This window comes from Aeromonas sp. FDAARGOS 1410 (assembly GCF_019048745.1).
In the GTDB taxonomy this organism is placed as follows: domain Bacteria; phylum Pseudomonadota; class Gammaproteobacteria; order Enterobacterales; family Aeromonadaceae; genus Aeromonas; species Aeromonas jandaei.
This window is the reverse complement of the sequence record NZ_CP077401.1, coordinates 2473680-2487552: the sequence shown is the minus strand read 5'-3', so window position 1 is coordinate 2487552 and position 13873 is coordinate 2473680. Positions and strand designations below refer to the sequence as shown.

The window sequence follows — 13873 nt, the reverse complement described above, 5'->3', positions numbered from 1 at the left end:
ACCTCGGTATGGGTAACAACCTTTGCCAGCGTCATAAAAGTCGTAATAGAGTAGGACTGGAACCAAATTATAAAGAGCAAAGGAGACGTGCTATGGCTGATAAGATAGCCACCCTACACCTGCCCGGGAAAGATCCGGTCGAATTGCCGATCCTCTCCGGAACAGTCGGACCGGATGTCATTGATGTCAGAAAACTGGGTGCACAAGGGTATTTCACCTTTGACCCGGGCTTCATGGCGACCGGTTCTTGCAAGTCCGCCATTACCTATATCGACGGGGATCAGGGTGTCTTGCTGCACCGTGGTTACCCCATCGCCCAGTTGGCCAAAGAGTCCAACTACCTCGAAGTCTGCTACATCCTGCTCTACGGCGAGGCGCCGACCAAGGCCCAGTTCGCCGAATTCCAGCGCACCGTAACCCGTCACACCATGGTGCACGAGCAGATCGCCTTCTTCTTCCGCGGCTTCCGTCGTGACTCCCACCCCATGGCCATCATGTGTGGCGTGGTGGGTGCCCTCTCCGCTTTCTATCACGACGCCCTCGATATCAATAACGAACAGCATCGCGAGATCTGCGCCTTCCGCCTGCTCTCCAAGATGCCGACCCTGGCCGCCATGTGCTTCAAGTACTCCATCGGCCAGCCGTTCATGCAACCGCGCAACGCCCTCTCCTACGCCGGCAACTTCCTGCACATGATGTTTGCGGTGCCGACCGAAGAGTACAAGGTCAACCCGGTGGTTGAGCGCGCCATGGATCGCATCTTCACCCTGCACGCTGATCACGAGCAGAACGCCTCTACCTCAACCGTTCGTCTGGCTGGCTCCTCCGGCGCCAACCCGTTTGCCTGTATCGCGGCCGGTATCGCCTCCCTGTGGGGCCCGGCTCACGGTGGTGCCAACGAGGCCTGCCTGCGCATGCTGGAGGAGATCGGCTCGGTGGATCGCATCCCCGAATACATCGCCCGCGCCAAGGACAAGAACGACTCGTTCCGTCTGATGGGCTTCGGTCACCGGGTCTACAAGAACTACGACCCCCGCGCCCAGGTGATGCGCGAGACCTGCCACGAGGTGCTCAAGGAGCTGCAGATCAAGGATCCGCTGCTCGACGTCGCCATGGAGCTGGAGCGCATTGCGCTCTCCGACCCCTACTTCGTCGACAAGAAGCTCTACCCGAACGTGGACTTCTACTCCGGCATCATCATGAAGGCGATCGGCATCCCGATGAACATGTTCACCGTGATCTTCGCCATCTCCCGCACCATCGGCTGGATCGCCCACTGGAACGAGTTCCACTCCGATCCGGATGGCAAGATCGGTCGTCCGCGCCAGCTCTACATCGGTGAGCCGCTGCGCAAGTTCGTCCCGATCGACGAACGCTAAGCGCTTGAGTCGACATGGTTTGTTACAAAGGCGGTCATTGACCGCCTTTTTATTTGTCGCTCTAATGCCCCTTTCAATTCGAAGGAGTCCACCATGAAACCTCTGCTTGTCAGCGCCGCCCTGCTGCTCACCGCCTGTCAGGGCACCACGGCCCCACAGGGTGAGACCCTCTACATCAACAGCCAGCTGGTCGATTGTGTCGGGGTCGGGCCGATGCAGTGCATGCAGGTGCGCAGCGACGAACAGCAGCCCTGGACGCTCTTCTACCAAAACATTGAAGGCTTCCAGTTCGAGCCGGGCTACCAGTATCAGCTCACCGTGAGCAAGGAGCAGCTCACCAACGTGCCAGCGGATGCCCCTTCCTTGCGCTACCAGCTGATCAAGGTGGTCAGCAAGGTCGCCAGCAAGTAACGGCAGGATCAAAAACGGGGGATGGCGCAGGCCATCCCCCGTTTGTTATCACTTTCACTTCACTTGAGTGACTATCGCGGCGGCAACGCCATATGGAGCAAGGGATAGGGTTTACCCTGACCATCCAGCGGCGAGCGGCCCGTCACGGCGAACCCCATCTTTTGGTAGAAGCCCACCGCCTGCTCATTCTGCTCGTTGACGTCAACCAGCGTCGCGCCGCACTGGCCGATGGCATGTTCCACCAGCCGGCGACCCACGCCACTGCCGCGCACCGCCGGCGCCACAAACAGCATCTCTATCTTGCCATCGCATAGCCCGCAAAAACCGGCAATGCGCCCCTCCTCCGTCCGGGCACAGTGCAGTGTCACCGCATCGAAGTAGTGCTCCAGAATAAGCGGTTTGAGCGCGAGGATCTCGGCCTCGGGCAGGAAGTGGTGGGTCGCCCGCACCGAGGCCTCCCACAGCGCGATCAGGGCCGGATAATCGGCCCGCGTTACAGTATCAATCTTCATCAATGACTCTTTGTTGCAGCCCGCAGGATAGCTGTAGCCTCCCTGCGGGCCAATCTGATTAGCGTGCCTGCACCGCTTGCAGCAGCACCGACACATCGGCACCAAAACTGCGGGTACGGATCGCCTCGCGGATCTCCGCTTCGCTGTAGCGGCTGCCCGGATAAACCACTACGCAGGAGGTGTCGCCGGGCTTGAGGAAGTGGGTCTCGCCAAACGGGGTATAACGGGTGGCGCCGATGCTGATGAGCGCATGGGGAGGATGCCCCGCCTGCGCCAGCAGCCCCTGAATGTGCTCCGCCGGACCTTCATCCTGTTGATGGTTGAACTTGTCGATGGCCCAGTCGAGCAGCTTGCCGTGGAAGTAGCTGTAGTCGATAGCGGCGCTGTCTATCCCGTAGGCATGCAGCTCGCCATCGCGCTCCAGATAGCAGGCGATGCGATAGTCATCGAGCTCGCAGCCGGCGGCAAAACCGGAAAGCGGCAGCAGGTTGGCCGCCAACCCCTTGCTCTCTTCGCCCCAGTTCTTCTTCTCGCTGATCTTCTTGGCATTGGGACGACGGATGGAGCAGTCGTTATAGGCGCCAAAGGCACGGGGATGGATCGCCACCACCTGCTTGTCGGCATACTCCAGCTCGCACCAGAGCGCCACTTCCGGCTCAATCTGCACCTTCTCGTCACCGCTGACCGCCGCTTCCGGCAGGAAGATGGCGTTATTGCTCAGCGGAAAGACCCCGAGCTGACCCGGATGGCCCGGCACGAAGAAGGGGAACAGCGCCTTGGGCGCGGTGGTATCGCGCACCACGACCGCCACGAAATCCGACGCTTCACCCGCCTGCTCCAGATGACCGGCGAAATTGCCCGCTACCCCGAGTCCGATAAACTTGCTCTCTGCTGTCACTTGCATCTTGCTCACCTGCATCTTGCCAACGCAAGGTAGCAGGCTTGTCGCCCACTACCGCTAAAGTGGCAAGATTAAACCACAAGGCCCCCGCCTTCGCCCAGTCCGGCCCTGCGGCGGTGTGCGCCAGCCCGCTTTTTTGGCCCCGACTGGCGACGCCTGGCGCCATTTCAGTCACCTCATCCACCTCGTCCACCACCCGGGCCGGTCATCTTGTCGCCAGCAGCAACAGATCTGCCTTGTAGCAAGCGGCCAACGCCCCGGAGAAGCAAAAAACAGGGTGCAACAACCGAAAGCCGGGCTCACCAATCGATATAAACAAAAATTAGGGCATTCAGCCAAAAGGCATAAATTCTACTTATAGTGATCGGTTTGGCCCCTCTCTGCCCCGCAGGCTGTCCGCCAAGCCCCCAGCGGCCATCTTCCGATCTCTTTCTCCCTTTCTTCTCTTTGGCCTGCGCACCAACTTTGCTAGGCTGCCTGCCACACAGACTCACAGAGGGATCTTCTTGATGTCACAGGCACACTTTCAGGGCCGCTTCGAAGTCGAGTTCAAATATCGGCTGGCAGATCGCCCCGCCTTCCTCAAGGCGCTGCTCGCCCTCAATCCGGAGGTGATGCTGGAAGATAATCTGGAGCGGGATCGCTACTTCGACACCCCGGACGATGCCCTTGCCCGCGCAGGCAAGAGTCTGGCGATCCGCACCATGGAGCCCTCCGGCATCCAGCTCTGGATCGTCAAGGGGCCCGAGGCGGATCGCTGCGAAGCGGTCAATATCAGCGATGCCGACAAGGCTGCCAGCATGCTCCTCACCATGGACTACCGGCAGATCCTCGAGATCACCAAACAGCGCAGTATCTACTTCCTTGGCCCGTTTCACGTCACCCTGGATCATCTGGCCGGGATTGGCGACTTCGCCGAGCTGGCCATCATGACCGATGACGAGGCACGCCTGCCTGAATTTCGCCAGCAACTGCTCGCGCTGGCAGCGCGGCTGGGGCTAGCTCCCGATATGGAGGAGCCCCACTCCTACCGCACCCTGTGCACTAGGCACATGCAGGCAACACCCACCACACAACCAGAGGATGCAACCCGATGATCGACAAACTCGCCTGGCTCACCTTCAAGGATCAGCAACTGCTCTGCGCCCGCTCCCACGGCAAGGCGATCTACTACATCCCCGGCGGCAAGCGCGAGCCGGGCGAGAGCGACGAAGCGGCCCTGATCCGCGAGATTGACGAGGAGCTGGCCGTCACCCTGCAACCCGATACCCTGCGCTTTGCCTGCGAGATCAGCGCCCAGGCCGATGGCAAACCGGCCGGGGTCGAGGTGCGGCTGCGCTGCTACACCGGCCAGGCCAGCGGCACCCCGATCGCCTCGGCCGAGATTGCCGAGCTGCGCTGGCTCGACAGCAGCCATCTCGACGAGCTATCCCCCGTCTCCCGCCTGCTCTTTGGCTGGCTCAAGGAGCAGGGGCTGATCCGCTAACTGGCCGCAGCCTCCTTGCATCACGGCCCGAGCACACTGTGGCTGAACCGCAGGCAAGATGCCGTTCATACAACGAAAAGGATGTCGGATGGAGATTATTGACGTACCCGCTATCGAGGATCTGCTGCCCGCCCTCATCGCCCTGCTGCAGGATTGTGTCGACAGCGGTGCCTCGGTCGGTTTTGTACCGCCCCTCCGTGTTGAGGATGGGGCTAAATACTGGCAAGGGGTGGCGGCAGAGCTGGCATCAGGGGGCCGGAAACTGTGGCTTGCCATTGAACAGCAAGCCGTTGTGGGCGCCGTTCAGCTCTCACTCTGCGGCAATGCCAATGGCCGCCACCGGGCCGAGGTGGAAAAACTGATGGTCCTGCAAGCGGCGAGAGGAAAAGGTATTGGCCGTGCGCTGATGCAGGCAATAGAGCAAGGCGCCCATGCCGCGAGCCGTTCGCTACTGGTGCTGGATACTCGCGCAGGTGACGTGGCCTCGCACCTCTATCGTCAACTCGGCTATCAGGAGGCGGGCCAGATCCCCCATTTTGCCCTCGGTGCCGATGGCAAGCTGGCGGCGACGGTTATCTTCTACAAGATGCTCTGAACACTCCCCCCCGCTTCTCTTATCAAAACAGCAGGGCCGAACTGACCGGCCCTGCTTGTGGCAGCGTGACTTTTTGTTGCAGCAATAGGCTTGCGACAGACAGCAACGAAACAGCCATTGACCCAGCCCCCCTCAACCCCCGCCGTCGCTCGCGCCAAAATACAACAAAACCAATAAATTGATTAATTAAGGGATAATACGAGCCCCATTTCTTGTTCATCTCTTGCTTCAGCAGGCGTATCGTGTGAGACCCATTTGATAATCAAATCTATGTTGTTTACTGCCTTGAGGAATAATGGATGCCTACTTTGCCCCGTACTGTCACCTCCCCCAAAAAGTTCATCATCGGCCAACACCTTCTCCCACAACTCCATGAGCACGTTAAAGATTTTGGTGACAATGCGCTGCTCATCAGCGACGAGTTCATTCTTGAGCGGGTGCAAGAGGAGGCCCTGGCGGGGATCCTGCAGGCAGGGCTCAGTGGAGTGGTCGACAAGTTTCGCTACGAATGCACCGAACAGGAGATCCAGCGTCTGACCCACCTTGCCGAGCAATATGGCGCGAACGTGATTGTCGGGATCGGCGGCGGCAAGACGCTGGATGTCGCCAAGGCCGTGGCCTTCTATCTGCGTCGTCCGGTTGTGCTGTTCCCGACGATTGCCTCCACGGATGCCCCCTGTACGGCACTGGCAGTCATCTACAACCAGGCGGGCGAATTTGAGCGCTATCTGTTCCTGCCGCAAAATCCGGACGTAGTGCTGGCTGACACTGCCCTCATTGCAGCCGCCCCTCCCCGCTTCTTTTCCGCAGGTGTCGGCGATGCCCTGGCCACCTATTTCGAAGCACGCGCCTGCTATCGAGCCGACGGGCTCAATCTGGTTGGCAAGCGCCCTTCACGTACCGGGCTGGGTCTGGCAAAGCTCTGTTATGAACTGCTGGGGGAAAACATCGAGCTGGCGATGGATGCGATACGCCACCATGTCTCCACTCCGGCGCTGGAGCAGGTCATCGAAGCCACCATCTACCTCAGCGGGGTCGGTGCAGAAGCCGGTGGGCTGGCCGCTGCCCATGCCGTCAACAATGGCATGTCACTGATCGCTGAGCTCCATCGTGCCCAGCATGGCGAGAAGGTGGTCTTCGGCCTGCTGACCCAGCTGGTGCTTGAGCGTGCCCCGCAGCATGAACTTGATGAGGTGTTGCGCATCATCGACTGTGCAGGCCTGCCGATGACACTGCAAGAGCTTGGGCTCACCCACTTTGATGAAAGCGAGTGGCGCAAGGTGGCGCAGCGGGCCTGCGATCCCCTCGATACCATGGGCAACATGCCGATGACAGTCAGTGAACAGGATGTCTACGCCGCCATGGTAGCGGCCAATGCCATGGCAGAGCGTTATCGCCTCCGCCATCCCCGCGCCTGATTGATTTGCCGCACCCGATGCGGCAAACAGCAAAAAGGCTTGCCCATTGGCAAGCCTTTTTCATCCGCAATCCATCTCTTGTCGGGATAGACGAACGTCTGCGCTGACTCAGGGTAGTTTCACCGCCCGCACTTCAACCTCTGGCAGGGCAAAGGCCTCTTGCGCGGCGATGAGTTGCAGCTCGTAAGCCTGCTGGCGCCAGGTCTCTTGCAGCACGGCGTCCACCGCCGCATTGGTACGCTCAAAGGCGCTCACCGCATCGTGGCCGGTCAGCAGGTTGGCCAGCATCAGGGCGCTGATAAGATCGCCAACCCCGACCGGCTGACGGGCAAAGTCGTAGAGCGGGCGGGCAATCAGGTAATCCCCATCCGGGGTGGCCAGCAGCATCTCGAAGCGGCTCGGGTCTTGCGCCGCGCGGCCCAGATGCTTGACCAGTACCAGCTTGACGCCACGGGCCAGCAGCTGATGGGCGGCGGCGCGGGTCTGCGCCAGATCCGCCAGATGGGTATCGCAGAGGGTCTCCAGCTCCAGCAGGTTGGGGGCCATCATGTCGGCCACCGGCAGCGCCTGCTCGGTCAGAAAACGGGTGACGCCGGGGGCGACGATGCACCCCTTCTCGGGATGCCCCATCACAGGATCGCAGAAGTAGATGGCGTCTGGATTGGCCGCCTTGACGGCGTTGACCACCTTGAGGATCTCGTCACCCTGCTCGGCTGAACCCAGGTAGCCGCTCAGCACCGCATCGCACTGGCCCAGCACCCCGATATTGCCCAGCCCTTCGGCCAGCGCGCTGATGTGTCCCGCCGGCATCGCCATCCCCTGCCAGCCCTGTGCGTACTGGGTATGGTTGGAAAACTGCACCGTATTGACAGGCCACACGTCGACACCCAGACGGCGCATGGGGAAAACGGCGGCGCTGTTGCCGGCACAGCCGAACACCACGTGGGACTGAATAGAGATAACGGATTTCATCGGGATCACCACAACAAAGGATCAGCAAAGGGGGCAATATATCGGATGAAGATATTGAATTGCCACCCTGTCACGGCACGAACCGGCATTTTCCTGATTAAACGCAGGCTTTTGGCCTGAAGCCATGCCATTCGGCACTGCTTTGCATTCGTTTTTTCTGCTCGCTATGGACGGGCGAAGTGGTAGACCCACCCCTCATCCAGCGCCATCCCGGCTGGCGGAGTCAACAGGGCGGGCAGTTGGGCGACCCGACCGCCAGCGGCATATTGCAGCGCCATCAAGGCACACAGCGCCGCATCGTAGCGATCCGTATCCGGCACCACATCGGCAGGCAGCAGCGCCGCCAGCTCGGGTCTGGCAGGGGATGCCTTGCCCGCCACCTTGGCCAGCGCCGGATAGACCTCCAGCACGGCGCGACTGGCCTGCGGGGCGACGGTCGGCACCAGTTGCAGATCAGCCAGATTGGGCAGCATGGAGAGCGCCAGGGTGGCGTTGTTACCGAGCCGGTCGAAGGTGGCCGACAGCGGCTTCTTGCCATATTGCTGATGCAACCAGCGCTCGCAGTCGCGATAGGCGTAGGGGTTATCTATCTCACGCTCGGGCACGGCGCAGGAGAGCGGCCGGCCGTTAAGCAGGTCGCGCAAGGCGCGGGGAAAGGCGAGCGGCGCATCGATACCGAGCACCAGTTGCGGGCAGGCCGCGACCTGTGCAAGCAAGGCTTCGTCCTGCAGGGCCGGACGCAGCAAGGCAGCCAGATCCGGCGCCACCCGTGAGCTCAGGCGAAACAGCGGCGAGACCCCGAGCCAGTGCAGGCTGTTGGAGTCGGCCTGCCAGCCCACCACGGCCACCGCCTGGGCGCTACCCTGCCAGCCCCGCACATCCCAGCCAATTCCGATTGCACTCATCTGCCCTACCGTCATCTGTTACCTCTGTGTCACGGATAGAAGGGGCACAGGGTAATCAGCCAAGATGCTTAACGCAAAGCGAACCGCCCACTCAGAACGATTTCTGGAAGTTCACCAGCGGCAAAATGGGGAAAACGCCGTTGGCCGCATAGTTGGCCAACCCGATCTGCAAGCCGTCGAGATGTTTGGTGGCATTGATAAAACCTATCTGGAAGGTGGTGCGCTCGGCATAGTTGACCAGCCCGACGTTGGCCAGCGCATTGCCTTTGGCGATATTGACCGCCCCCCAATTGATCCCCTGTACGTTGTTGGTCAGGTTGACCAGCCCGAGATTGACGCCGGTATCCTGCCCCTCATGCCAGTTGACGGCATTGATGGCCACCCCGCCAAACTGGTGGCGCACCCGGCCGGCACCGAGAAAGATCCCGAGCTGCAGGCCACTGAACCGATCCACATCGGAGAGGGCAAACACCGGCAGATCGATCCCCTTCACCTGACCGGTACGACCGTACAGCAGAGAGGCGCGCGCCCCTTCCACCTGATGGGAGGCAGGCAGATTGACCCCGGGCAGGGAAAACTGTACCGGCGTACTGGCTTGCGCTACGCCGCACAGCGTGAGGGCGCTGCAGGCCAGCAGCAGTCGGGAGAGTGTCATGGGAAGTTCCTTGGGCCATAGAGAGTGGCCCGATCCTAACAGTCAGGGGAGAGTGTGGGCACACCAGCAGGGACGAGGTGCGTCACGATACGTCACGGTTGACCCTCTCACCTCTCCATCAGGACTTGCGAAAGCGTCACCTCAAGGACAATCGGCCACTTTTTCGCAGCGAGTGGCCCCTCTTCCTTTCTTTGCCTGAGCGAACTGCCTAAAATAGTCGCCCTGCTGTATCCGGCATTCATCCATCTAGAGGATTTCCCATGGAGACGTTTCTGCTCGAAGGTCACCCCTTCGTTGCCTTGTGTGACCTTATCAAACATCAGGGGTGGGCCGATTGTGGCGGCGCCGCCAAGGCGCTCGTTGCCGAAGGGCTGGTCGAGGTGGACGGTCAGGTGGAGACCCGCAAGCGCTGCAAGATCGTGGCCGAACAGGTGGTCAACTTCAACGGCATGAAGGTCGTGGTGAAAGAGGGCGTCAGCCCGGAGATTGGCTAAACCCGTTTCGGGGAGCCACTCTCCGGCAACCCGCTAGCTGGCCTTGATCGACAGGGTCAGCACAAAACGCGCCATCGCCTCATCCCCGTTCAATGACGGACAGGTGGCCACCACTTGGATGGGGCGATTGATGCGCTGACCAGTGGCCAGCGATTCATCGATCATGGCGTCGATCTCCTCCCCCGCTGCGCAGTCAAACTGTACATCCCCCTCGGGCCGCTTCAAAAACTCCCCCTGTACATCCTTGAAGGCGAAGTGCACCTTCTTGCGTCGCTGCCGCCCCTTCTCCATCACCAGCAGACCGCCCACCAGATCGGCGCCGGTGGCCAGCGCGCCAAAATACATGCTGCCCAGATGGTTGCGGGTACGCCAGCCAAGAGGAATGCGAATGCGCAGCGCCCTGGCGTTCATCTCTTCGATGATCGGGGCACAAAACCCGATGACGGGGATGTAGCGCCAGGCAAAAAGCCGCAGCGCCAGGTTGGCCTTCAAACGTTGCAAATCCATATGCGAACTGATCCGATGAGTTGATGTAAACAACATGTTGCCAGCATGACCATCATTGGACAAGGACGCGGATCACGCTTGCCGCTATTTCATTGCCCAAAAAAAGAGGGAACCGCAACGGTTCCCTCTTGTGCATTTGCCGGTCGATCAGGCCCGCTTCTCTTCCAGCCAGGCCCCCTGACTCTGCATCTCGAACAGCTGGGCATAGTGACCGCCGAGGGCCATCAACTCGCCATGGCTGCCCCGCTCGTTCACCTGCCCGCGAGAGAGCAGCAGAATCTCGTCCGCATCGACGATGGTCGAGAGGCGGTGGGCGATGGCGATGGTAGTGCGACCGCGGCGCGCCGCCGCCAGTGCCGAAGAGAGGGCCAACTCGGTCTGGGAGTCCACGCTGGCAGTCGCCTCGTCCAGAATGAGGATGCGCGGATCGCCCACCAGCGCGCGGGCAAAGGAGAGCAGCTGGCGCTGCCCGGCGGAGAGATTCTTGCCCCCCTCCTCCATCAGGGTGTTCAAGCCATCCGGCAGGCTGCGCACAAACTCGGCCAGCTGTACCTCGGTCAGCGCCTGCCACAGCCGCGCCTCGTCGATGCCAGCCCGGCCGAGCCGCAGGTTCTCGGCCAGGGTACCGACGAAGATAAAGGGATCTTGCTGTACCAGCCCGATACTGCGGCGCACCGCCGAGAGCGACAGGCTCGCCATGGGGTGATCATCAAAGCGGATAATACCCTGACCCAGTGGATAGAAGCCCATCAGCAGGCTGATGATGGTGGACTTGCCGCTGCCGGTGTGGCCCACCAACGCCAGCATCTGGCCCGGTGTGGCGGTAAAGCTTATGTCACGCAGCACCTGCTGCTCGCCATCGTAGGAGAATCCCACCCGCTCGAAGCTCACCCGCCCTTCCAGCGGGAGCTGCTCGCCGTCGGTACTCTCGCGGGTTTCATCGAGCAGGGCAAAGACCCGCTCCCCCGCCACCATCGCCTGCTGCAGCTGGTTGAGCTGGTTGGTCATCTCGATAAGCGGCTCAATCATCCGCCCCAGATAGCTGATAAAGGCGTAGAGCACCCCCACCTGAATGGCACCCGCGCTACTCAGCCCCTCGTGGGCAAACAGCGCCAGCAGGCCGATCAGCACCATCATGTAGAAGAGATCGATAAGCGGGCGCAGCAGGATGCCGTTGATCTTGAGGCTCTTGAGGCGCGCCGTCCAGTGCTGCTGGTTCACCTCGGCAAAGGCGTTGGCGAAATGGCGCTCCTGCACCATGGCCTGAATGACCGGCATCCCCTGTAGCGACTCGTTGAGACGGCTGTTGATGTCGGAGAGCAGGCTGCGGGTCGCCCGCACTACAGGCACGCTCAGTTTCTGGTAAAGCCACATCACTCCGCCCACCGCCGGCAGCAGGCAGGCACACACCAGCATCAGCCGCAGATCCAGCAGCGCCATGGAAATGAGAATGCCGCACAAGAGCACCACCTTCTGCACCAGCAGCCCAATCACCTGCACGTAGAGGTTCATGATCGCCTCGGTGTCGTTGGTGATGCGGGAAATCAGCGAGCCGGAGCGATGCTGGTCAAAGTAGCGGGCCGGCAACCGGATCGCGGTGGCAAATACCTGCTCGCGCAAGGTTTGCACCACCGCCTGGGCGATGCGATTAAAGCGCAGGGATTGCAGGTAGAAACCCGCGGCAGAGAGCACCTGCAAACCGAGATAGCCGGCCGCAATGGCCGCAATGGCGGGCCACACCAGCTGGCGTGGTGTCAGATAGTCATCGATGAACAGCTTGATGAGCAGGGGGCCCGCCACTTCGGCACCGGTGGCCAACAGCAAGCAGAGCCCTGCCTGGATCAGCCAGCGCGGATAACGGGCACAATAGGCGAGCAGCCGTTTGATGGTCGGGTTCACTGGCTCTCCTCCACTGCTTCTTCGAGACGCTGGTAACGCACCATATCTGCATACCAGCCGTTGTGAACCATCAGGGCGCCGTGGCGGCCACGCTCACTGACTGCCCCCTGCTCCAGTACCAGAATTTCATCGGCCTGCTCCACCGCCGTCATCCGGTGGCTGACCAGAATGAGGGTGCGCTTGTGTGCCTTGAGTGCGTGCAGGATCTGCTGCTCGGTGTGGGCATCCACCGCCGAGAGCGCATCATCGAGCACCAGAATGGGCGCCTCCAGCAGCAGAGCACGGGCGATGGCGAGCCTCTGCTTCTGGCCGCCGGAGAGGGTCACCCCCTTCTCCCCCACTTCGGTCTCGTAGCCTTTGGGGAAACGGCTGATGTCGTCATGGACACAGGCGATCCGCGCCACCCGCTCCACCTCCTCGCGGCTGGCATCAGGCCGACCAAGGGCGATGTTGGCAGCGATGGTGGTGGAAAACAGGAATGGCTCCTGCGGCACATAGGCAAACTGGCTGCGCAGCTCACCCAGCGCAAGTTGCGAGATGGGAATATCCCCCATGCGGATCTCTCCCGCAGTGGGATTGGCCAGCCGCATCAGCAGTTTGAGCAGGGAACTTTTACCAGCACCGGTACGCCCGACAATCCCCAGCATACCGCCAGCTTGCAGGGTGAAATCCACACTCTGCAACAGGGTACGTTGCTCAAGCTGGTACCCCACATCACGGGCTTGCAACGGGAAGGGCGAGACCAGCGCAAGTGGGTGAGCCGGCTCTTCGATATCGCTGCGCTCGCCGAGCAGACTTTCAATTCGCGAATAGGCGGCGCTGCCCCGCTCTATGATGTTGAACAACCAGGCGATGGCGAACATGGGCCAGATCAGCTGGCCGAGGTACATGGTGAAGCTGGTGAGCTCCCCCAAGGTCAGCTCGTCACGGAGTACCAGCGCACTGCCACCCGCTACCGCCAGAAAATAGGAGCAACCGATGCAGAGATAGATGACGGGATCGAACTTGGCATCAATGCGGGCCACCGCCATGTTGCGTTCCCCGGCCTGCCGGGTCAGTTCGGCAAAACCTTGATCTTCTAGGGATTCAACGGCGTAGGACTTGAGCACTCGCACACCGGAGAGCGCCTCCTGGGTTTTGTTGTTGAGTTTGGAAAAGGCCCCCTGCGCTGATTTGAACTGCTTGTAGATCTGCTTGCCAAAGCGGTTCATGAAAAAAGCCATCACCGGCAGTGGCAACAGGGAGAGCAGAGTCAGTTGCCAGGAGTACTGGCTGCACATGATGGAGAGCACCAGCACCCCGACCATGATGGAGTCCACCAGGGTCAAGACCCCTTCCCCGGCTGTCATCTCCACCGCCTGAATATCGTTGGTGGCATGGGCCATCAGATCGCCGGTGCGGTGGCGCTGGTAGAAATCGGGGCTCATCCTGGTGAAATGGCTGAACAGACGGTTGCGCAGCACAAAGGCTAGCCGGTACGAGGCGCCAAACAGCATGACTCGCCAGGCATAACGCAGCATGTAGATGAGTAAACCGAGGCCAAACAGGCCGGCCAGATAGCCCGTCAGCGTTGCGCTATCGAGGGATCCCCTGGTAATGCCGTCCACCACCCAGCCGACCACTTTGGGCGGAATGACGGTCAACAAGGCCACCACCATCAGCAGAGATATGGCGATCAGATACCGCCGCCACTGCTCCCTGAAAAACCAACTCAATCGTATAAATACGCTCACACCACC

The 13873-nt window shown here is 60.9% G+C and carries 16 protein-coding genes; 7 read left to right on the top strand and 9 right to left on the bottom strand.

What is annotated here, in order from left to right:
- Positions 1 to 92: 92 nt before the first annotated feature.
- Both I6L40_RS11625 and I6L40_RS11620 read left to right on the top strand, forming a co-directional pair.
- A complete protein-coding gene (locus I6L40_RS11625) occupies positions 93 to 1379 on the top strand; it encodes a citrate synthase (RefSeq protein ID WP_033116137.1) in 1287 nt (428 codons plus the stop codon).
- A gap of 93 nt (positions 1380 to 1472) precedes the next feature.
- Positions 1473 to 1790 (top strand): DUF4377 domain-containing protein, encoded by a 318-nt coding sequence (locus I6L40_RS11620; protein WP_043852113.1) that lies wholly within the window; start codon positions 1473 to 1475, stop codon positions 1788 to 1790.
- Between the two features lie 71 nt (positions 1791 to 1861).
- On the opposite strand, the gene I6L40_RS11615 is transcribed toward I6L40_RS11620, so the two are convergent.
- Complete coding sequence (locus I6L40_RS11615) at positions 1862 to 2302, bottom strand: acetyltransferase (protein ID WP_216994292.1); 441 nt, start codon at positions 2300 to 2302, stop codon at positions 1862 to 1864.
- 58 nt (positions 2303 to 2360) lie between these two features.
- Complete coding sequence (locus tag I6L40_RS11610) at positions 2361 to 3206, bottom strand: DUF5718 family protein (protein WP_216994291.1); 846 nt, start codon at positions 3204 to 3206, stop codon at positions 2361 to 2363.
- Positions 3207 to 3712: 506 nt separating this feature from the next.
- On the opposite strand from I6L40_RS11610, the gene I6L40_RS11605 reads away from it, so the two are divergent.
- The 3 genes from I6L40_RS11605 (at position 3713) to I6L40_RS11595 (ending at position 5284) form a co-directional block, all read left to right on the top strand.
- Positions 3713 to 4300, top strand: coding sequence for a class IV adenylate cyclase (locus I6L40_RS11605; protein ID WP_216994290.1), 588 nt, complete (start codon positions 3713 to 3715; stop codon positions 4298 to 4300).
- On the top strand, positions 4297 to 4689 hold the full coding sequence (locus tag I6L40_RS11600; protein ID WP_216994289.1) for an NUDIX domain-containing protein: 393 nt from the start codon (positions 4297 to 4299) through the stop codon (positions 4687 to 4689). The genes I6L40_RS11605 and I6L40_RS11600 overlap by 4 nt, the downstream gene beginning before the upstream one ends.
- 88 nt (positions 4690 to 4777) lie before the next feature.
- Positions 4778 to 5284, top strand: coding sequence for a GNAT family N-acetyltransferase (locus I6L40_RS11595; protein WP_216994288.1), 507 nt, complete (start codon positions 4778 to 4780; stop codon positions 5282 to 5284).
- A 22-nt stretch (positions 5285 to 5306) separates the two neighbouring features.
- Here I6L40_RS11595 and I6L40_RS11590 read toward each other — a convergent pair whose 3' ends face one another.
- Entirely contained in the window at positions 5307 to 5504 is a 198-nt protein-coding gene (locus I6L40_RS11590) for a hypothetical protein (RefSeq protein WP_216994287.1), read from the bottom strand.
- A gap of 79 nt (positions 5505 to 5583) precedes the next feature.
- Here I6L40_RS11590 and I6L40_RS11585 point away from each other — a divergent pair, with 79 nt between their 5' ends.
- Positions 5584 to 6702 (top strand): glycerol dehydrogenase, encoded by a 1119-nt coding sequence (locus I6L40_RS11585; protein WP_216994286.1) that lies wholly within the window; start codon positions 5584 to 5586, stop codon positions 6700 to 6702.
- Positions 6703 to 6810: 108 nt separating this feature from the next.
- Here the strand turns inward: I6L40_RS11585 and pdxY are convergent, their stop codons facing one another.
- The 3 genes from pdxY to I6L40_RS11570 form a co-directional block, all read right to left on the bottom strand.
- Positions 6811 to 7674: a pyridoxal kinase PdxY gene (gene pdxY / locus I6L40_RS11580; protein ID WP_108572173.1), complete on the bottom strand. Its 864-nt coding sequence runs from the start codon at positions 7672 to 7674 to the stop codon at positions 6811 to 6813.
- A gap of 164 nt (positions 7675 to 7838) precedes the next feature.
- Positions 7839 to 8594, bottom strand: coding sequence for a DUF429 domain-containing protein (locus tag I6L40_RS11575; protein WP_216994285.1), 756 nt, complete (start codon positions 8592 to 8594; stop codon positions 7839 to 7841).
- Positions 8595 to 8670: 76 nt separating this feature from the next.
- On the bottom strand, positions 8671 to 9234 hold the full coding sequence (locus tag I6L40_RS11570) for a phaC PHA synthase (protein WP_201910501.1): 564 nt from the start codon (positions 9232 to 9234) through the stop codon (positions 8671 to 8673).
- A gap of 260 nt (positions 9235 to 9494) precedes the next feature.
- Here I6L40_RS11570 and ybcJ point away from each other — a divergent pair, with 260 nt between their 5' ends.
- On the top strand, positions 9495 to 9728 hold the full coding sequence (ybcJ, locus tag I6L40_RS11565; RefSeq protein ID WP_005361116.1) for a ribosome-associated protein YbcJ: 234 nt from the start codon (positions 9495 to 9497) through the stop codon (positions 9726 to 9728).
- A gap of 33 nt (positions 9729 to 9761) precedes the next feature.
- Here ybcJ and I6L40_RS11560 read toward each other — a convergent pair whose 3' ends face one another.
- The 3 genes from I6L40_RS11560 to I6L40_RS11550 all read right to left on the bottom strand — a co-directional run bounded on the left by I6L40_RS11560 (position 9762) and on the right by I6L40_RS11550 (position 13867).
- The gene (locus I6L40_RS11560) at positions 9762 to 10235 is read right to left on the bottom strand and encodes a DUF4442 domain-containing protein (RefSeq protein WP_185227257.1); all 474 of its coding nucleotides are present in this window, start codon (positions 10233 to 10235) and stop codon (positions 9762 to 9764) included.
- Positions 10236 to 10382: 147 nt separating this feature from the next.
- A complete protein-coding gene (locus tag I6L40_RS11555; RefSeq protein ID WP_216994284.1) occupies positions 10383 to 12134 on the bottom strand; it encodes an ABC transporter transmembrane domain-containing protein in 1752 nt (583 codons plus the stop codon).
- Positions 12131 to 13867, bottom strand: a complete 1737-nt coding sequence (locus I6L40_RS11550; RefSeq protein WP_216994283.1) for an ABC transporter transmembrane domain-containing protein — start codon at positions 13865 to 13867, stop codon at positions 12131 to 12133. Before I6L40_RS11550 ends, I6L40_RS11555 begins: the two co-directional genes overlap by 4 nt.
- Positions 13868 to 13873 lie beyond the last annotated feature (6 nt).